Here is an 18,002-nt window from a genome sequence, read left to right as displayed (position 1 = left end):
GCCAGGAGCATCGCTGGGTAGCTACGTGCGGCCGGGATAAGTGCTGAAAGCATCTAAGCATGAAGCCCCCCTCGAGATGAAATTTCCCATCACGTCAAGTGAGTAAGATCCCTCGAAGATGACGAGGTTGATAGGTCGGAAGTGGACGTGTGGTGACACATGGAGCTGACCGATACTAATCGATCGAGGGCTTATCCTATAGACACATTTACGAACCAAGACGCAGATCATTGTGGAAGCAGTTGTCGGTTATCCAGTTTTGAGCGAACGACGCTCATAAAAAAATAAATTTTCTCTTGCATAACTAAGAGATTTATACTAAAATAATAAATGTCTTCGAAAGAGAATAATATTCCACAGTAGCTCAGTGGTAGAGCCCTCGGCTGTTAACCGAGTTGTCGCAGGTTCGAATCCTGCCTGTGGAGCCAATTGGAGAGCTGTCCGAGTGGCTTAAGGAGCACGATTGGAAATCGTGTAGGCGGCAACCCCGTCTCGAGGGTTCGAATCCCTCGCTCTCCGCCATTTAAAGCGCGGCCCGTTGGTCAAGTGGTTAAGACACCGCCCTTTCACGGCGGTAACAGGGGTTCGAATCCCCTACGGGTCACCAATTTGGAGGATTAGCTCAGCTGGGAGAGCACCTGCCTTACAAGCAGGGGGTCGGCAGTTCGATCCTGTCATCCTCCACCATAGAAACAAACATTTTATAACACCGCGGGGTGGAGCAGTCAGGAAGCTCGTCGGGCTCATAACCCGGAGGTCGCAGGTTCGAATCCTGCCCCCGCAACCAAATAAGGGCCTGTGGTGTAGCGGTTAACATGCCTGCCTGTCACGCAGGAGATCGCGGGTTCGATTCCCGTCAGGCCCGCCATTATTTTTATTTCTCTGGCTCGATAGCTCAGTCGGTAGAGCAACGGACTGAAAATCCGTGTGTCGGCGGTTCGATTCCGTCTCGAGCCACCATCTATAACGACAATGCCGGCCTAGCTCAACTGGTAGAGCAACTGACTTGTAATCAGTAGGTTGGGGGTTCGAGTCCTCTGGCCGGCACCATTGCTTCAAAGTGAGAACATGCAGTTTGAAGTTTAACGGAGGGGTAGCGAAGTTGGCCAAACGCGGCGGACTGTAAATCCGCTCCTTCGGGTTCGGCGGTTCGAATCCGTCCCCCTCCACCATATATAGGGGTATAGTTCAAAGGCAGAACGGCGGTCTCCAAAACCGCAAGTGTGGGTTCGATTCCTACTACCCCTGCCAATACTTATGGCGATTGTGGCGAAGTGGTTAACGCACCGGATTGTGGCTCCGGCATGCGTGGGTTCGAATCCCATCAATCGCCCCATTTTAATCGGTGGGCTATAGCCAAGCGGTAAGGCAATGGGTTTTGATCCCATGATGCGCTGGTTCGAATCCAGCTAGCCCAGCCATGCGGAAGTAGTTCAGTGGTAGAACACCACCTTGCCAAGGTGGGGGTCGCGGGTTCGAATCCCGTCTTCCGCTCCATTTTTATTTTGTAAGAACTTTTTTTACGACCAAACATATGATGGTATTGTTGAACATTTTCGGCGGCATAGCCAAGTGGTAAGGCATGGGTCTGCAAAACCCTGATTCCCCGGTTCGAATCCGGGTGCCGCCTCCATCTTACATCCCCATCCACGCCGGGGTGGTGGAATTGGCAGACACACAGGACTTAAAATCCTGCGGTTGGTCTACAACCGTGCCGGTTCGAGTCCGGCCCTCGGCACCATTTTTATGTAAATAGGGCGATGTGGCGGAATTGGCAGACGCGCTTGACTCAAAATCAAGTGTCCTCTGGACGTGTGGGTTCGAGTCCCACCATCGCTACCATATTTGCGTACATAACATAACACGAACACCCTTGCTGAAAAGCAAGGTTTTTTTGTGTTCAATATCATCAGTTTAAGAATTGACCATTAAGTTTCATAACATGTATAAAGCTCTATGCAAACTTACAGAAATGTGGGAAGATAAAAAAAGTATTATTTCGGGTGTCGATTCATCTCTGTTGAAGCGGCCGCAATTAATGGAGGCTACAGTGTGAAACATTTTTTATCTTTTTTAAAGCCGTACCAGCTGCCGATCTGGATTGCAATGTGCTTGATGTTGTTTGAATTAAGTGTTGAACTGGCTCAACCTTTTATTATTTCCCGCATTATTGATGATGGCATTATACAGGAAGACATGTCCGTTGTGCTCACCTGGGGAGGTGTGCTCGTTGGTATGTCTTTTATTGCATTTGCAGCAGGTGTTATTAATTCGTTTTATGCGGCTCACGTCAGCCAAAGCATTGGATATCAAATTCGGCAGCGTTTATATGAACGCGTGCAGTCATTTTCTTTTTTAAACTTTCAAGCGTATCCTGTCTCTTCATTATTAACGCGGATGACCAATGATATTACGCAAATTCAAAACACGATCTTTATGAGCCTGCGTATTATGATGCGCGCACCGCTCCTTGTGTTTGGTAGTGTTGTTATGGCGATGATCGTAAATATACAACTTGGTCTGGTTTTATTGTTTAGTGTTACGGTTTTGATTATCTTTTTAGGTTTTGTAATGGTGCGTGCGAGCGAACGCTTTAAGCAGGTTCAAAAACAAGTAGATGAAGTGAACCGGAAAGTGAAAGAAAACATTGCTGCTATGCGTCTTATTAAAGTGTTCCGCCGGCATACATTTGAAAAAGCAAACTTCCATGATTCCGCCGGCGTCTTAAAAGAACGAATGGTTAAAGCATTGAAGACCGTTGAATTCAGTATGCCGGTTATCTTGTTATTTATGAACATGAGCATCATGGCTATTTTATGGTTTGGTACTGTGCAGGTGAATACTGGTGGCGCAAGTGTTGGTGAAGTCGTTGCGATCATAAACTACGCAACTCGCATTATAGGAGCAATTTCTGTATTTGCGATGATTATTATGGTCTTCTCAAGATCACATGCTTCAATTCAGCGGGTGGGAGAGATTCTTGATACTGAAGATGACATTCAAGATCTCGGCTATCAACAGGGTTCACAAGGTAACAGCAATATTGCTTTTGAAAATGTCACTTTTCGTTATCCAGAAAGCCCGCAGACGGTACTTTCTAATGTTTCTTTTCATGTCAAACCTGGAGAGCGCGTTGCTGTTATGGGGGCAACAGGTGCTGGGAAGACGACTTTATTTCAATTAATCCCGCGGTTATACGAAGCTGAAACTGGACGGGTGTTGATCAATCACCGGCCGGCCGAAGATTACTCTCTGCAACAACTACGTCAAATGATTGGTTATGTATCGCAGGAAACGGTGCTTTTTACAGGAACGATTCGTGAAAACATTGCCTGGGGTAAAAATGGTGCGTCCGATGAAGAGATTGTGCAGGCGGCACAGGCGGCGCAAATTCACGATACGATTGTAGAACTTCCGGATGGTTATAATACACGGCTTGGCCAGCGTGGCATTAATTTATCCGGGGGACAGAAGCAGCGGATTTCAATTGCCCGTGCGCTGCTGCGAGAGCCGGCCATTTTGCTGCTTGATGACAGCACAAGTGCACTGGACATGAAAACGGAAGCTCGTCTCATGGAAGCACTGCAAGCTTACCGTTGTACAACGCTAATGATTACGCAAAAGATTCAAGCGGCAGCGCGTGCTGATAAAGTCATCTTGTTAGAGGATGGTAAAGTAACTGGTGATGCTCATCACGAAAAGCTCTTAGCGCAGTCTGAACTGTATGCCAAAATCGAAGCTTCACAAGTAGGCCGGGAGGTGAAAGATTATGCGTAACGCGTTCTTAGCACCGTTTCGTTACCCTCGTTACACGAAAGAGATCGAAGCTGAAGAACAGGAAGAGACAAAGCCGAAAGTACAAAACTGGCGCTTTACGCTTAAGCAGCTCTGGGCATACTTAGCCGCCTACAAAGCCAGGCTTTTGTTTGTCCTGCTCATGGTGATTTTAAGTTCGTTCTTTGCACTGGCCGGGCCGTTTATGGTTGGTATGGCAGTAGACCATTTTATTGAGGCTGGTCAGCTTGATGGGCTTGGGTTGTTTTTAGCAGGCTTAGCTGTAATTTATGCTGGTCATTCACTATCAGTCTGGCTGCAGAATGTTTCTATGATCGAAGTTGCACAGCGCACGGTTTATCAACTTCGTACGGATTTATTTGCCCGTTGGCATGAGCTTGAAGTTCCGTTTTACGATAAAAAGAAGCATGGCGAACTCATGTCGCGCATGACCAATGACATTGAAAATGTGAGTAATACATTGAACTCTTCCTTCATTCAAATTATGTCGAGCATTCTCATTTTAACAGGGACTTTAAGCGTCATGCTCTGGCTGAGCCCACTTTTGACGCTTGTGACAATGGTTGTGATCCCTGTGATGTATATTGGGATGAAGTGGATAACGAAGCGGACAAACCGGCTTTTTAAAGCGCAGCAGCGTAACATTGGTGCACTCAACGGTTATATTGAAGAAACCCTCGGCGGGCAGGAGATTGTAAAAACGTATTCACAAGAGCCGCACGTCATTTCAGCCTTTGAAAAACGAAATGCCCGTCTGCGTTTGTCAGGATTTTGGGCACAAACCATTTCAGGATTTATCCCGAAATTGATGAACTCATTAAACAATTTCAGTTTTGCGATTATTGCTTGTGTAGGTGGTCTGTTTGCGCTGAACGGCATGATCACCATTGGGGTTATTGTTATTTTTACAGAATACGCCCGTCAGTTTACCCGACCGTTAAATGATCTTGCCAATCAATTTAACACAATTCTTTCGGCGATCGCTGGTGCAGAGCGGGTGTTTGCCATGATGAAAGAAACGTCTGAATTTCACGGGGAAGACAATCTGCCTGATTACGTTCCTGCTGGTGGAAAGATTGAATTTGACCGGGTCAGTTTTTCTTACAACGGCACTGAAAATACGATGGCAGATGTCTCTTTTACTGCCCGCCCCGGTGAAACGGTTGCGTTTGTAGGTCCCACAGGTGCCGGTAAAACGACCGTCATCAATTTACTAGCAAGGTTTTATGAATACCATGCCGGTGCTGTTTATGTGGATGAGCAGGAAGTTAAGAGTCTAAACCGGTCGAGTCTTCGGCGGCAGATGGCATTTGTACTTCAAGATTCTGCGTTGTTTCAAGGAACGATCCGGGAAAACATCCGTTACGGCCGGCTTAATGCCACAGACGCCGAGGTTGAAGAGGCTGCAAGGCTGGCAAATGCAGATGGTTTTATCCGCTCATTTACAGAGGGGTATGAAACGAAACTATCGCAAGAAGGCGGAGGCTTAAGCCAAGGACAGCGCCAGTTACTTGCTATCGCGCGAGCACTGCTTGCCGATCCGTTAATCCTTATTTTAGATGAAGCAACGAGCAGTATTGATACGGTAACCGAGATTAAAATTCAAGAAGCTTTAAGCCGCTTAATGGAGGGGCGCACAAGTCTTGTCATCGCCCACCGTTTAAATACCATCCGGCGTGCAGATCAGATCATTATGCTGCAGCAGGGGCAGGTCGTAGAGCGAGGGACGCATGAGGAACTTGTTGCTCGGCGCGCGGCTTATTACGAGATGTACCAACAGGGTGATGAGGCTGTGTGACGACAGTTCATAGAACAGCTGAACGATTAAACCCACAAGGCGCACGCCTTGTGGGTTAACTTAAACAGATTTTTTCTTCATTCGGTATTTCATTTGATTCCAGCGAAAGTAAACCACACAGCCGACACAAAAGCCGCTTAGTGCGGTAACAGCTGCGATTGTTACCATGCCTGCAAACACATAGCCAAACCAGTGACCGAAAATAAATAAAGTTAATAAACTTAAGCCGAGCATAAAGGCAGCAAGGGTTAAATTAAACCGCTGCAGTTTCACATGTTCGGTTTCAGCATTTGGAATTTTATGCATAACAAACGGTCGTGCGAGTTTAAAGATAACGTTTGCTTTAGGGCCGAAATAAACGGGCAGTAAAGTGAGTAAAAAAGCGAGTGCAATAAACTCAGGTACTTGAAAAAGAACGGCACTACCGCTTAAGATCGCGAGAACAAGCTGATTCGCTTGAACAAGCGGTTTTGGAATTTCAGTCATGCGTCATGCTCCTTTGTTTCAGCAGGTATAATTTGAACACTTGCGTTTCCACCATGTAATTGTGTAAACATCCCAGCAGCAGCATCAGCCAGCTTGGCTGCCTGGTTAACTGAAAGAGATGGCTGCAAGTAGAAAATTTGCAAAGCACGGGTCGTGTTTTCTGTTGTTTTTGTCCGTTCACTATCTACAATTGGGCTCCCAAAAGGGCCAAGATCATCAGCTGTTACAATTTTTCCGGCGGCACGATTTGAGCGCCCGTTGATGCCGGTAAAGGTTTCATCTTCACGACCAAAACGGAGTGTGATCGCACCTTGCAGTTGGTCTGTATCATAGATGCCGGACGGAAATTCATACTGTAATGAAAAAAAGTTGTTAATATCAACAGCAGAGTGCAAGTTTGGTATGGCCTCATGTTTAGCTACACGGCGGAACAATGCTTCGTGGGATGGGCGGTATTTTGAAGGCGAAATGCCGAGCGTCTGGAACACTTCGCGCCATTCACGCACCCCTTCATATGCAGTAATCTCATGGTCGAGCAGATCAGCTTTAATATTTTCCTGAAAAAAATCGAGACGTCCGCGCAGCATTTGGGGTGAAGGACCAATTGTGATATCCTCGTAACTTAGGACGGCAATTTTAAAATCAGGGACTTGGGCTGTAATTGGTGGAGCGATTGAAACGTTCATCTTGTGCACTCCTTCATCCTTGATCTACTTGTAGTTTATCACATGTCCATATATATAGAAAAATAAATGCCAGGAGGTGAACTCAAATGACATCTGCCCAACTCAAAGAAGAAATTATTGCATACAGTAAAGATATCGGCATCGATAAAATCGGTTTTGCCTCTGCTGATCCATTTCTTACGTTGAAAGACCGATTGATCCGTCATCGTGAAAACGGTTATGAATCTGGCTTTGAAGAGCCGGACCTTGATAAACGAACAGAACCGGAGCGTTTACTGCCAAAAGCGCGTACCATCATCAGCATTGCACTGGCTTATCCTTCGCGCATGAAGGATGCACCGCAAAGTAAGCGCGGTGATCGGCGCGGGGTTTTCTGCAGAGCTTCCTGGGGACGGGATTACCACCATGTATTAAACGAGAAGCTCGCTCAGCTTGAAGCTTTTATTGCTGAAAAAGTGCCGGGTGCAAAATCAACCTCAATGGTGGATACCGGTGAGCTCTCAGACCGAGCAGTTGCAGAGCGGGCCGGGATTGGCTGGAGTGCGAAAAACTGTGCGATCATCACCCCGGAATTTGGCTCATATGTTTATCTCGGCGAGATGGTAACCACGATTGAGCTTCCACCGGACACCCCGCTTGAAGACCAGTGCGGAACGTGTAATAAGTGTGTGGATGCCTGTCCGACCGGGGCGCTTATTCAAGGGGGGCAGCTTGATTCAACAAAATGTATTGCTTATTTAACGCAAACGAAAACGATGCTGCCAAAACAATATCGAAAAAAACTAGGGAACCGGTTGTATGGTTGTGACACATGCCAAACGGTCTGTCCGGAAAATAAAGGGAAAGACTTTCATCATCACGAAGCATTTGAGCCGGATCCGGAAAATGTTAAGCCACAGCTTCTGCCGCTGCTTTCGATATCCAACCGGGAGTTTAAAGAACGATTTGGTTCTATGGCCGGCTCTTGGCGCGGTAAAAAGCCAATTCAGCGCAACGCTGTAATTGCGCTTGGTCATTTTAAGGAGGAAAGTGCCGTACCGGAGCTTGGTCGCCTTCTCTTAAATGATCCGCGGCCGGTGATCCGCGGGACAGCTGCCTGGGCGCTTGGAGAAATCCAAACTTCAGAGGCTGTTGCGCTGTTAGAGCAGGGAGAAGCACTTGAAGAAGATGAGCAATCACTTAAGGAAATACACGAGGCATTGAACCGACATGAAGTGTCATAAAAAAGCCATTGCATGGGTTATGGATGATTGTGTAAGATAAAGGACAAGAAGAGGTAAAGGTGGGATGACATGTCTGATAAGCGTTCCGTTTCTTATGGTGAGTTGAGTACGCCAATTGGACCGGTCACTGTATTTCGAACAGAGCAGGGGATCTTTAACCTTCAGCTCGCCGGAGAGGAACCGGCTTGTAAAAATGTTCAGGCATGGATGAAAAAGCATCAATGTAACCGGGGTCTTATCCAGGATGAAGCAGGGTTAAGCGATGCCTTTGCACAGATTGAAGAATATTTTTCCGGTCAGCGGGAAGAATTTGATCTTGCGTTGGATTTACGAGGCTCACAGTTTCAACGGCTTGTGTGGAAAGCTTTAGAAACCATTCCTTACGGTGAATTAAGCACGTATAAACGTATAGCTGCACAAATTGGCTCACCTAAAGCCGTCCGGGCAATCGGTAACGCGAATAACCAAAACCCGGTGCCGTTAATCTTACCGTGCCACCGCGTTGTCGGAAGTAACGGAGCGATGGTCGGTTATGTTGGCGGCGTTGAGAAAAAGCGCAGCCTCCTCGCTCACGAAGGTGCACTTGAAACTGCAGCATTGTCGTAAAAAATGAAGAAAACCGGCCTCGCGTGCAAAGCATGCGGGGCCGATTTGTGTTAAGCCTCAAGCCGCCTGGCGCTGTTTTGACTGCACAGGTGGTTTTTGGCGTGTGTTAATGAGAAATACGCCTAGTAATGCAATGATGCCGCCGGTAAGTGATAAAGGTGCCGGCCATTCGTTCAGCCAAATCCATGCGACGGTAATGGCAATAACAGGTACAAGGTAAAGTAAACTACTCACTTTACTTGCTTCGCCTGCAGCAAGCGCGTATGACCATGTGACATAAGCGATAGCAGCAGGAAAGATCCCAGCAAAAACAGCTGCCAAATGAGCTTCAGTGCTCGCTTGTTGCAGCGTGGTTGTTAAGCCTGGCGCAAATACGAAAAAAGGAATGGTCCCGAACCAAGTGAAGTATGCGGTCATTTCAATCGGGGAGTAACGCAGCAGCAATGCTTTTTGAAAGACGAAAAATATCGCAGCTGCAATGACTGCGGCGATAATAAATAGCACTTCAAAAGAAAGCCCGAACTGTGAACCGCCTGTCCCGAGCGTAATCGCACCAACGCCGATAAACCCGGTGAAAAGCCCGAGCCACCCGCGCTTCGTTAAACGCTCATTTAAAGCAATGACTGCAATGATCGTTGTGAAAATTGGGGCGGATCCAACGAGCATACCAGCGGTGCCAGCTGTTACGTGTTCCATCCCGAACGTAATCCCGGCGTGATAAATGGTAATTCCGGAAAAACTAAGTAGGATAATTTTTAAAAGGTCTTGTTTCAAGGGGAGTTTAAATTTGGACCCAGGCCATAAAACATATAATAAAAAACAACTAGAAGCGATAAGATAGCGAATGAGAACTAAGTGTCCGGGTTCATACCCGCCTTGAAGCCCGGCGCGAATGGCAGCGAACGTCGTGCCCCAAATTACAATCGTAATTAAACCCATAGTCAAAGCTTTTTGATTCAAAAAACAACGTCCTTTCTGTGGTGTGAGTCTAAAAAAACGCCTGAATGCTGCCGAACTGTTCCTATCATACTTAAAAAAATTATAGAAATCGACATGTTTGCCTCATATCTCTTTTTGAGCGCACATACGCCATAATATATCGAAGTTTTTGGGTGGATATATGAGAGGGAGGCAGCTTACATGAACAAATTTGAGAGGCGCTCGGCGGCTGCTGCTGAACAAGCTGTCGAACGTTTTGAAAAAGACATTCATCTTCGCGGGGGCAAAGTTTTAAAAACGAAACTGAAAATGATGCCGTTTCGCTGGTTCAATGTTTCAGGCAGCGCGTGTTTAGCTTATCAGTTGCAGTTGGAGCGTTTATGTGAGATAGGCGATGATTATTATTTAGAAGAACGGTGTGAGCGGCGGGAAATGGTATTTGACGGTGACAGTTGTTATCAAGAGCGCATGATGAACGACTTAACACGTGAACGAGAAAAAATGCTTGAAGTCGAAGCAGAGAGTCAAGAGCGTTCATTTCAGTATAACCGGCGTGAAGCTGTACGTTATGCAGAGCGGTGGTGGAATGAACGAAACCCAGCATATCAATCCTTTGCCGACAACTGCACAAACTACATTTCACAATGTTTGAAAGCAGGTGGTGCACCGATGCATGGATCACCAAACCGGTCGAGGGGGTGGTGGTACACAGGAGATAATTGGAGTTACAGCTGGTCTGTAGCTCATTCGATGCGCTGGTATTTAAGCGGTGCCGATCAAGGCTTAACTGCGCGGCGTGTAGAAAAAGCCGCTGACTTAGAGCTTGGAGATGTGATTTGTTATGACTTTGATGGTGATGGCAGTTGGCAGCACACGACCATTGTTACCGCAAAAGATGGTCGTGGTGAGCCGCTAGTCAACGCAAATACGGCGGACAGCAGACACCGTTATTGGGCGTACGAAGATTCCACGGCCTGGACGCCGAATATTGAATACGCATTCTTTCATATTGAAGATTAAAACCTTTGCTTGGCGGCTAGGCGCGCGTTCTGTATAATGCGGTTGAAGGTATACGCCGAGAAAGGAATGAAACAAGATGGCAATTCACATTGTACTTTTTGAGCCGGAGATCCCGCAAAATACTGGAAATATTGCACGCACATGTGCAGGAACACATACACACCTTCATTTAATTAAGCCGCTAGGTTTTTCTACAGATGACAAAATGCTAAAACGTGCCGGCTGTGATTACTGGCCGAACGTTCATATTACGTATCATGACAATATGGAAGCTTTTTTAGATACAGTACAAAGCGAGCATGTTTTCTGTATAGAAACTGTCAATGCAGCTTCGTTTTTCACAGGGGATTTCAGCCATCCAGATGAAGATTATTATTTTATCCTTGGAAAAGAAACGGCAGGCCTGCCGGAAAAATGGTTAACGTACTTTCAAGATCACTGTTATTATCTGCCGCAGACGGATTACATTCGTTCGTTAAACTTATCCAACACCGCAGCAATTATTGTGTATGAAGCGCTGCGGCAGCAAGGATTTCCAGGGCTTTAAAATTTCAAAGGGTAGACATGAAAAAACACGCCGGCGCATCCGGCGTGTTTTAAAGTTGAGGCAGTGTTACTGCTTGTGCGGCTTGTCTTCGTAGCCGCCGGTCAAAATGGAGATAATAAATACTGCAGAAACCCCGAGAAGGAGCAGCAAATCCATACACGTCATCCTCCTTTAACTAAACAGCTCAGCCTAATTCTGCTTTTCTCATTATACCGGAAATGACACCCGTTGTGAAATAGGAGATGTGCACATTTGAGCCTGAACCTATTCTCATCTATAATAGAATGAAATGGTAGAAAGGAGAGATACAATGTACGTCGTAATGAATGAACTCCATGTAGACGATGCAGAAGGAAAAGAGCAAATGAAAGCACGTTTCTCTAAAAGCGCAGACAGCATGGCAAATGTGGATGGCTGTTTAGAGTTTATGTTTTTAGATGACGACAAAAGCGACCAAAAACTTGTTGTGTTTACAAAATGGGAAGATAAAGCTTCTTATGAAGCATGGCTCCATAGCGATGCCTTTAAAAAAGCCCACCAGGAAAAGCGTGAATCTAAAGAAAAAGGTCCTTCTTCTTCAAGTGAACTGCACGCGTATGAAGTCGTTTTTCATACATCTTAATTCAGGCTTAAGATGCTTCACCTTACATGATGGTGAGGCATCTTTTTAAGGAGACGCGGAACAAAGTGTTAAGAAATACATATGTTACAAGCTACGTACCCTTATTTTCGATCATTCTGTTTAGTGTTGCGTTAGCCATATATGCTGAATCCTTGATTACAGAGTGGCTTGTAGATATTGGCCTTTACCGCGGCATGATGGAGTTTTTTTCTGAAGCAGGAATTACGCTAACGCTTCTGTTTTTATTGTTTTTATTATTTTTCATGGTATTTTCGGCTTTAAAACTCATTGCTGACACGGTACTTGAGCTTTCCATGTTGTTTTTTTCAAAAGATGAACAAGGAATAAGCTTAACGAAGATCCGCGGTGGTACCTGGTTTTATTTAGCAGCAGGGGTTATATCACTGCTCATGATTTCATTTCCTCTCGGTATCCTTTTCAGCTTTCTTGGGGCTTCATGTATCTATTTTATTTACACTGCCTACAAAGTAAGCGATATGTTAAGCGGTCCCGGCCTCGTCGGATTTATTTTTTTCCATCTATTGTTTTGGGCCGCGTTCATCCTCACCGTAAGCTATGCGGCACTACTTTTATATAATAGCGTCATCGCAAGCCTGCCGTTGTAAAAACGCTTTTTGTGGCATTGTACCCCAGCCGGTTCCCTGGCTGGGGTTTTGTCGTAGTGGCTGAGTGATGTAGACCGCTCGCTCAGGAGGTAGGACCGCTCGCTGGTTGGTAAGGACCGCTCGCTGGGGTGGCATCCGCACTAAAAATTCCACCGCGTGGGCAGTGGAATTTTTGATCGACATTAGTTGTTTTAGTTTGGCAGTTGTGATGTGATGTTACGCCATATGTTTAAGTGCGGCTGGCTCGGCGCATGAGCATCCAAGGAGCGGTTGTCGTCATAGCCGACCCAAACGCCGACCGTGTATCGATCGTTATATCCAACGAACCATAAATCGCGCGTGTTGTTTGTCGTGCCGGTTTTTCCACCGCCGGTAGCGCCGGCGTAAGCCGCTTGCCGGCCGGTGCCATTATGCAGGGTGCCGGAGAGCATAGTGCGCATCGATTCATTCGTTTCTGTGCTCCACACATGTTCCGCCCGGTCATTCCAGCTGTACAGCTCTTCTCCTTCTGCATCTTTGACTGACAATATCGCGCGCGCCGGCTGATAATGCCCTTGGTTTGAAAAAGTAGTATAAGCTTTCGTCATCTCTAAAGGACTCATACCATTTGCAAAGCCACCAAGCGCTGCGGGGAGACGCCGATCTTCATCGGTAACACTGTTGAAATTAAATGCATTTAAATAAGAAAAAGCTGTGTTTACACCGATCCGTTCCATTAAGCGGACAGCAGGTGTGTTATGCGAACGGATAAACGACTCTTGAATTGAAACATTACCGTATTCCGCGCCGCCGTAGTTTTGCGGGCAGTAGTCACCGCGGCACATACTATCAGCATTCACCGCGCTGTTAATCGAGGCGCCGGTTTCATTTAAGTAAGGTGCAAAGACGAGCAGTGGTTTAATACTTGAGCCTGGCGAACGGAAGGTTTGGTAACCGCGGTGGAAATTTCCGATTTCATAATTTTTTCCGCCGGTAATGCCTTCAATCCGGTGGTGGATATGATTTATGACGACTGAAGCATTGTCAGGTCCTGCCTGCGAAAGAACATTGCCTGCTGCACTTTCGGTCTGTGCCTGCACATTCGGGTTCAGCGCCGTTTCAATGTGGACACCTGAAGCGAGCACTTCTTCCACACGTTCATTCATTTTTTCATTGGCTTGTGCACTTCTCTCAGCATCGTCTTGATGTCGGTTTAAACCTTCTTCTTCAGCAATTAATTCTTTAAGCTCATGTTTCACATAATCCGTATAGGCTGGATAATCATTTGCGTAAGTTCTATCAGCGAGGTGGATGTCAGCTTCGAGCGCCGCCTCATACTCCTCCTCATTAATATCTTCAGTTTCTAGCATTTTTTGCAGCACCCATGCTTGACGCTCGTGGGTGTTTTCTTTGTTCTCACGTGGGTTATAATAGCTCGGATTTGCAGGAACCCCTGTAAGAAACGCTGTTTCAGCAATCGAAAGTTCGTTGCTCGGTCGGTCAAAGTAATGCCGGCTCGCTGCTTCAATCCCGTAAACCCCGTTGCTGAAATATACAGTGTTTAAGTAAAAGGTGAGAATCTCTTCTTTTGTATAACGTTGTTCAATTTCATAGGAATAGAGGGCTTCGCTTAATTTGCGATTATAAGATTCTTCGTTTGTTAAGTACACATTTCGCACCAGCTGCTGCGTAATAGTGCTTGCTCCTTGCTCGATACCGTCAGACTGCATATTTGTAAGAAGGGCCCGGACGATGGCACTTGCATCCACCCCTTCATGCTCATAAAACTGTTGATCCTCTGTCGCAAGAAAAGCTTCTTTAAACGAATCAGGCAGTTCGTCATATGTCAGCTGAATTCGGTTTTCACCTGTACGGAGTTCAGCAGCTACCTCGTTGTTTGTATCATAAATGTAACTATTGCTTGGCAGGGTGATATCTTCAATATCTATTTCTTCTTCAAGCATATGATTTAAGGTTCTTGCTTCTGTTGCTTCTTCATATGTAAGTTGGAGGAGGATTGGAAAAGCGCCGGCCATTAATATAATGAGAAGCGCCCCAAATGCAGCTTTCAAAAAGCGTTCCTCCTTTCTTTGACAAGTTCTATCACAATTTTACTAGACTCCCAGCTGAATTTCTAACGTCCTTTGTCCTATTCGCACGCATGACGCTGTCTCTTTGCGCATAGATTTTAATATCACAGTTGAGCAGGCAGCTGCCCAGGTTTTAAAGGAGGTTGTGCATGGATATTTTAAATAAGATGAGAGATCACCGTGATTCAATGAAAGCGTTGGAATGGCGCGGTACATTTGCAGAGTACCTTGAAATTGTTAAAGAACATCCGCACGTTGCCCAGTCCGCCCACAGCCGGGTGTATAACATGATTAAAGATGCCGGGATTGTTGAAGAGGATGGGAAGAAGAGGTATAAGTTTTTTGAAGATGAGATTTATGGTTTAGAAGAGCCGGTGGATAAACTTGTTGAAGAATATTTTCATTCCGCTGCAAGAAAGCTGGATGTACGAAAGCGTATTTTAATGTTGATGGGACCGGTCAGCGGTGGTAAGTCGACGATTGTAAATATGTTAAAGCGCGGCCTTGAAGAGTATACATGTACCGACCGCGGGGCTGTTTATGCGATCGCCGGCTGTCCCATGCAGGAAGATCCCTTGCACTTGGTGCCGCATCATTTACGCGATGATTTTTACAAAGAATACGGGATTAAAATTGAAGGAAATTTATCCCCTTTAAACTTAATGCGGCTTGAGCAGGAATACGGCGGCCGTGTTGAAGATGTCATGGTTGAGCGTATCTTTTTCTCAGAAGATAAGCGGTGCGGGATCGGGACATTCTCACCATCGGACCCGAAATCGCAGGACATTGCTGATTTAACCGGCAGCATTGACTTCTCAACGATTGCTGAATACGGGTCCGAATCGGACCCACGGGCGTATCGCTTTGATGGTGAGCTTAATAAAGCCAACCGGGGCATGATGGAGTTCCAAGAAATGTTAAAGTGTGACGAAAAGTTTTTATGGCATTTACTTTCTTTAACCCAGGAAGGCAACTTTAAAGCCGGGCGTTTTGCTTTAATTAGTGCAGATGAATTAATTGTTGCGCATACAAACGAAGCAGAGTATCAATCGTTCATTTCAAACAAGAAAAATGAGGCGCTTCATTCACGAATTATTGTCATGAACGTGCCGTACAACTTAAAAGTAACTGATGAGGAACGGATTTATCAAAAAATGATTGATGAAAGCGATATGGCCCACATTCATATCGCGCCGCATGCCTTAAAAACGGCTGCGATCTTCACAGTGTTAACCCGGATGAAAGAGCCGAAGCGCCAAGGCATTGATCTTGTGAAAAAAATGAAGCTGTATGACGGGGAAGATGTGGAAGGTTTTACGGATCAAGATGTTGATGAGCTGAAAAATGAACATCAAGACGAAGGAATGACCGGGATTGATCCGCGCTACGTGATTAACCGGATTTCTTCAGCAATCATTCGTAAAGAAGCATCCTCAATTAATGCACTGGATGTGCTGCGTTCACTGAAAGATGGGCTGGATCAGCACGCTTCAATTTCAGCAGATGACCGGAAACGTTATATGGACTTTATTGCAATCGCACGTAGAGAATACGATGAAATTGCGAAAAAAGAAGTTCAAAAAGCATTTGTATATTCGTACGAAGAGTCGGCAAAAACCTTATTAAATAACTACCTTGATAATGTTGAAGCTTACTGCAACAAAACAAAAACCCGTGATCCGTTAACAGGGGATGAGATGAATCCGGACGAAAAACTGATGCGCTCCATTGAAGAGCAGATCGGGATTTCTGAGAATGCGAAAAAATCGTTCCGCGAAGAAGTCTTAATCCGGATCTCTGCATATGCCCGCAAAGGAAAGACATTTGATTACGCTTCGCACGAGCGCCTCCGCGAAGCCATCCAAAAGAAACTATTTGCAGATTTAAAAGACGTTGTAAAAATCACGACATCGACGCAGACACCGGATGAATCTCAGCTGAAAAAGATCAATGAAGTTGTTGCCCGGCTAATCGATGACTACGGCTATGACTCTACATCAGCAAATGAGCTGCTTCGTTACGTCGGCAGCCTGCTAAACCGTTAGAATGTTGAGCCGGCGCGCGTGAAAACAGTGGGGGGCGGCTCGCTGCCCTTGAGCGAGGTGTCGCCGCCCATGAGAGAGCGGTCGACGGCCGTGAGAGAGCGGTCGCCCCCCGTAAGCGAGCGCTCGCCGCTTGTGAGCGAGCAGTCGCCGCCCATGAGAGAGCGGTCGCCGCTTGTGAGCGAGCAGTCGCGCCATGTGAGAGAGCGGTAGCCGCCCGTAAGCGAGCGGTCGCGCCATGTGAGAGAGCGGTCGCCGCTTGTGAGCGAGCAGTCGCCGCCCATGAGAGAGCGGTCGCCGCTTGTAAGCGAGCGGTCGATACCTATAAAAAGCTGCCTGATCCGGCAAATCACCGGGTCAGGCAGCTTTGTTTTGTTAAATTAAAAAGTTTCAGGATCTAGAGCGTGCCGGACATGCAGCGGTGCAGGCTCACTGCTGTTTGCGGTTCGCCAGTGCTCGAATGCAGGTTGTTCGGTCATTACATGAAGCGGTTCTTCAAATACAAATGACGCCTCCGGCTTGCTGCTTTGGGAGGTAGCATGATTCTTTGCAATGATCGGCAGGCCTTCAGTTTCTTGCTCCGGCGCCATTAAATTCATCGGCGTATGATCATCTTCATCATGATCGACTGCTTGAAATGACTGCTTAAATCCATGAATTCCGGTATGTTCATTCATCATGTCCTGCACGTATAACGTGTAAAATTCATCACGTTCGTAGCCGTCTTCCGGTGGGAGGACCTTAACTTCCTGATCATCATTCAAGACAATGATTGTATCTACTGCCTCGCCGCTGCTATCAAGCACATAGACGCCTTCATTTTGCAGCGCTTCTTGTGCCGGCATCTGCTCGAAAGCAAGCGTAAAAGTTTTATCTTCTGCTACAGCTGCAGGTTGTTGATACTCCATATACGAGTTGTCTCCACGGACTTCATATAGATGAATGTCATTTCCGTGGTGTCCGGTTTCCTGCACAACTTTAATCGCATCGCGTGGATGAGTTTCGATTGCAAGCGGAAGGCTTGAAGTATCAGGGTATGTTAGTTTGTAAAACACATGCCAGGCCTCATCTTGATAATACGCATCCTGAATTTGCACTTGATGTCCAAATTGTTCAAACGGTCCCCATTCTACAGAAAGATGGGTTTCATCCCATTGTGCTTTAACACCCGGGTGGTTGAATTGATAGCTGCTCTCGTCGGCTTGGGCCTGAAGGGTGGAGGCCCCGCTGTACAGCAGCCATATGCTCATAAAAACTGTCGTTAACGCTTTCAATTGCGTTCACCTCACTCTTTGAAGCGCGCCTCTCTTTAGTTAGACGATAATGCTTAACGTTCGTTACAGTCGTTTTATAAGTTCATCATTTGTTTCTATACCTATTTTTCATTTTAAAGCGATAAAAATCAATAGTTTCATGAAAAATTATGGGAGAATGATATAAAAACTTAACAATTGACATATACCCGTTTAAATACAAACGAAACAACATAAGTGATTTATTCGTTTTAAACGCGCCGGGCTCAAGTTTGAGCTTTATGTGAAAC

General features: G+C 46.1%; 15 protein-coding genes, 16 tRNA genes and 1 rRNA gene. 26 read left to right on the top strand and 6 right to left on the bottom strand.

Features of this window, described 5'->3' with window-relative positions; genetic code table 11:
• From B0H94_RS08715 to B0H94_RS08625, 19 genes are all read left to right on the top strand, one after another.
• Window positions 1-199, top strand: a 23S ribosomal RNA gene (locus tag B0H94_RS08715); the annotation flags it as partial.
• 154 nt (window positions 200-353) lie between these two features.
• Window positions 354-428, top strand: a tRNA-Asn gene (locus B0H94_RS08710).
• 3 nt (window positions 429-431) lie between these two features.
• Window positions 432-522: transfer RNA gene (locus B0H94_RS08705), tRNA-Ser, on the top strand.
• A 10-nt stretch (window positions 523-532) separates the two neighbouring features.
• Window positions 533-607, top strand: a tRNA-Glu gene (locus B0H94_RS08700).
• Between the two features lie 4 nt (window positions 608-611).
• Window positions 612-687, top strand: a tRNA-Val gene (locus B0H94_RS08695).
• Between the two features lie 23 nt (window positions 688-710).
• Window positions 711-787 (top strand) — tRNA-Met (locus tag B0H94_RS08690).
• A 5-nt stretch (window positions 788-792) separates the two neighbouring features.
• A tRNA-Asp gene (locus tag B0H94_RS08685) sits at window positions 793-868 on the top strand.
• Window positions 869-884: 16 nt separating this feature from the next.
• A tRNA-Phe gene (locus tag B0H94_RS08680) sits at window positions 885-960 on the top strand.
• Window positions 961-974: 14 nt separating this feature from the next.
• Window positions 975-1,050: transfer RNA gene (locus B0H94_RS08675), tRNA-Thr, on the top strand.
• A 37-nt stretch (window positions 1,051-1,087) separates the two neighbouring features.
• A tRNA-Tyr gene (locus B0H94_RS08670) sits at window positions 1,088-1,172 on the top strand.
• 5 nt (window positions 1,173-1,177) lie between these two features.
• Window positions 1,178-1,251 (top strand) — tRNA-Trp (locus tag B0H94_RS08665).
• A gap of 9 nt (window positions 1,252-1,260) precedes the next feature.
• A tRNA-His gene (locus B0H94_RS08660) sits at window positions 1,261-1,336 on the top strand.
• A 10-nt stretch (window positions 1,337-1,346) separates the two neighbouring features.
• Window positions 1,347-1,421 (top strand) — tRNA-Gln (locus B0H94_RS08655).
• A gap of 1 nt (window position 1,422) precedes the next feature.
• Window positions 1,423-1,497, top strand: a tRNA-Gly gene (locus B0H94_RS08650).
• 61 nt (window positions 1,498-1,558) lie between these two features.
• A tRNA-Cys gene (locus tag B0H94_RS08645) sits at window positions 1,559-1,633 on the top strand.
• An 18-nt stretch (window positions 1,634-1,651) separates the two neighbouring features.
• Window positions 1,652-1,741 (top strand) — tRNA-Leu (locus B0H94_RS08640).
• 15 nt (window positions 1,742-1,756) lie between these two features.
• Window positions 1,757-1,842: transfer RNA gene (locus tag B0H94_RS08635), tRNA-Leu, on the top strand.
• A gap of 264 nt (window positions 1,843-2,106) precedes the next feature.
• The gene (locus tag B0H94_RS08630; RefSeq protein ID WP_427909943.1) at window positions 2,107-3,777 is read left to right on the top strand and encodes an ABC transporter ATP-binding protein; all 1,671 of its coding nucleotides are present in this window, start codon (window positions 2,107-2,109) and stop codon (window positions 3,775-3,777) included.
• Window positions 3,770-5,593, top strand: a complete 1,824-nt coding sequence (locus B0H94_RS08625) for an ABC transporter ATP-binding protein (RefSeq protein ID WP_106588863.1) — start codon at window positions 3,770-3,772, stop codon at window positions 5,591-5,593. Before B0H94_RS08630 ends, B0H94_RS08625 begins: the two co-directional genes overlap by 8 nt.
• Before the next feature lie 60 nt (window positions 5,594-5,653).
• Here B0H94_RS08625 and B0H94_RS08620 read toward each other — a convergent pair whose 3' ends face one another.
• Together B0H94_RS08620 and B0H94_RS08615 are read right to left on the bottom strand one after the other, a co-directional pair.
• On the bottom strand, window positions 5,654-6,079 hold the full coding sequence (locus B0H94_RS08620; RefSeq protein WP_106588862.1) for a DUF4395 domain-containing protein: 426 nt from the start codon (window positions 6,077-6,079) through the stop codon (window positions 5,654-5,656).
• Entirely contained in the window at window positions 6,076-6,765 is a 690-nt protein-coding gene (locus tag B0H94_RS08615; RefSeq protein ID WP_106588861.1) for a B3/B4 domain-containing protein, read from the bottom strand. Before B0H94_RS08615 ends, B0H94_RS08620 begins: the two co-directional genes overlap by 4 nt.
• A gap of 86 nt (window positions 6,766-6,851) precedes the next feature.
• On the opposite strand from B0H94_RS08615, the gene queG reads away from it, so the two are divergent.
• The gene (gene queG / locus B0H94_RS08610) at window positions 6,852-7,988 is read left to right on the top strand and encodes a tRNA epoxyqueuosine(34) reductase QueG (RefSeq protein WP_106588860.1); all 1,137 of its coding nucleotides are present in this window, start codon (window positions 6,852-6,854) and stop codon (window positions 7,986-7,988) included.
• A gap of 69 nt (window positions 7,989-8,057) precedes the next feature.
• A complete protein-coding gene (locus tag B0H94_RS08605) occupies window positions 8,058-8,594 on the top strand; it encodes a methylated-DNA--[protein]-cysteine S-methyltransferase (RefSeq protein WP_106588859.1) in 537 nt (178 codons plus the stop codon).
• A 57-nt stretch (window positions 8,595-8,651) separates the two neighbouring features.
• Here B0H94_RS08605 and B0H94_RS08600 read toward each other — a convergent pair whose 3' ends face one another.
• Entirely contained in the window at window positions 8,652-9,554 is a 903-nt protein-coding gene (locus B0H94_RS08600) for a DMT family transporter (RefSeq protein ID WP_106588858.1), read from the bottom strand.
• Window positions 9,555-9,734: 180 nt separating this feature from the next.
• On the opposite strand from B0H94_RS08600, the gene B0H94_RS08595 reads away from it, so the two are divergent.
• The 4 genes from B0H94_RS08595 to B0H94_RS08580 all read left to right on the top strand — a co-directional run bounded on the left by B0H94_RS08595 (window position 9,735) and on the right by B0H94_RS08580 (window position 12,348).
• Window positions 9,735-10,553: an amidase domain-containing protein gene (locus tag B0H94_RS08595; RefSeq protein WP_106588857.1), complete on the top strand. Its 819-nt coding sequence runs from the start codon at window positions 9,735-9,737 to the stop codon at window positions 10,551-10,553.
• A gap of 76 nt (window positions 10,554-10,629) precedes the next feature.
• The gene (locus B0H94_RS08590) at window positions 10,630-11,100 is read left to right on the top strand and encodes a tRNA (cytidine(34)-2'-O)-methyltransferase (protein WP_106588856.1); all 471 of its coding nucleotides are present in this window, start codon (window positions 10,630-10,632) and stop codon (window positions 11,098-11,100) included.
• Between the two features lie 310 nt (window positions 11,101-11,410).
• Window positions 11,411-11,722: an antibiotic biosynthesis monooxygenase family protein gene (locus B0H94_RS08585; RefSeq protein ID WP_106588855.1), complete on the top strand. Its 312-nt coding sequence runs from the start codon at window positions 11,411-11,413 to the stop codon at window positions 11,720-11,722.
• A 65-nt stretch (window positions 11,723-11,787) separates the two neighbouring features.
• Window positions 11,788-12,348 (top strand): DUF5366 family protein, encoded by a 561-nt coding sequence (locus B0H94_RS08580; RefSeq protein ID WP_245893938.1) that lies wholly within the window; start codon window positions 11,788-11,790, stop codon window positions 12,346-12,348.
• A gap of 191 nt (window positions 12,349-12,539) precedes the next feature.
• Here the strand turns inward: B0H94_RS08580 and B0H94_RS08575 are convergent, their stop codons facing one another.
• On the bottom strand, window positions 12,540-14,399 hold the full coding sequence (locus B0H94_RS08575) for a transglycosylase domain-containing protein (protein WP_106588854.1): 1,860 nt from the start codon (window positions 14,397-14,399) through the stop codon (window positions 12,540-12,542).
• A 167-nt stretch (window positions 14,400-14,566) separates the two neighbouring features.
• On the opposite strand from B0H94_RS08575, the gene B0H94_RS08570 reads away from it, so the two are divergent.
• Window positions 14,567-16,462, top strand: a complete 1,896-nt coding sequence (locus tag B0H94_RS08570; protein ID WP_106588853.1) for a PrkA family serine protein kinase — start codon at window positions 14,567-14,569, stop codon at window positions 16,460-16,462.
• Here B0H94_RS08570 and B0H94_RS15030 read toward each other — a convergent pair.
• Entirely contained in the window at window positions 16,459-16,812 is a 354-nt protein-coding gene (locus B0H94_RS15030; RefSeq protein ID WP_146139940.1) for a hypothetical protein, read from the bottom strand. The genes B0H94_RS08570 and B0H94_RS15030 overlap by 4 nt on opposite strands.
• A gap of 27 nt (window positions 16,813-16,839) precedes the next feature.
• Window positions 16,840-17,733, bottom strand: coding sequence for a hypothetical protein (locus tag B0H94_RS08565; RefSeq protein WP_106588852.1), 894 nt, complete (start codon window positions 17,731-17,733; stop codon window positions 16,840-16,842).
• Between the last annotated feature and the right edge of the window lie 269 nt (window positions 17,734-18,002).

Source organism: Salsuginibacillus halophilus (genome assembly GCF_003014715.1).
Lineage (GTDB): Bacteria > Bacillota > Bacilli > Bacillales > Marinococcaceae > Salsuginibacillus > Salsuginibacillus halophilus.
The sequence above is the reverse complement of the archived record's forward strand: the minus strand, read 5'-3'. Positions and strand labels throughout refer to the sequence as shown.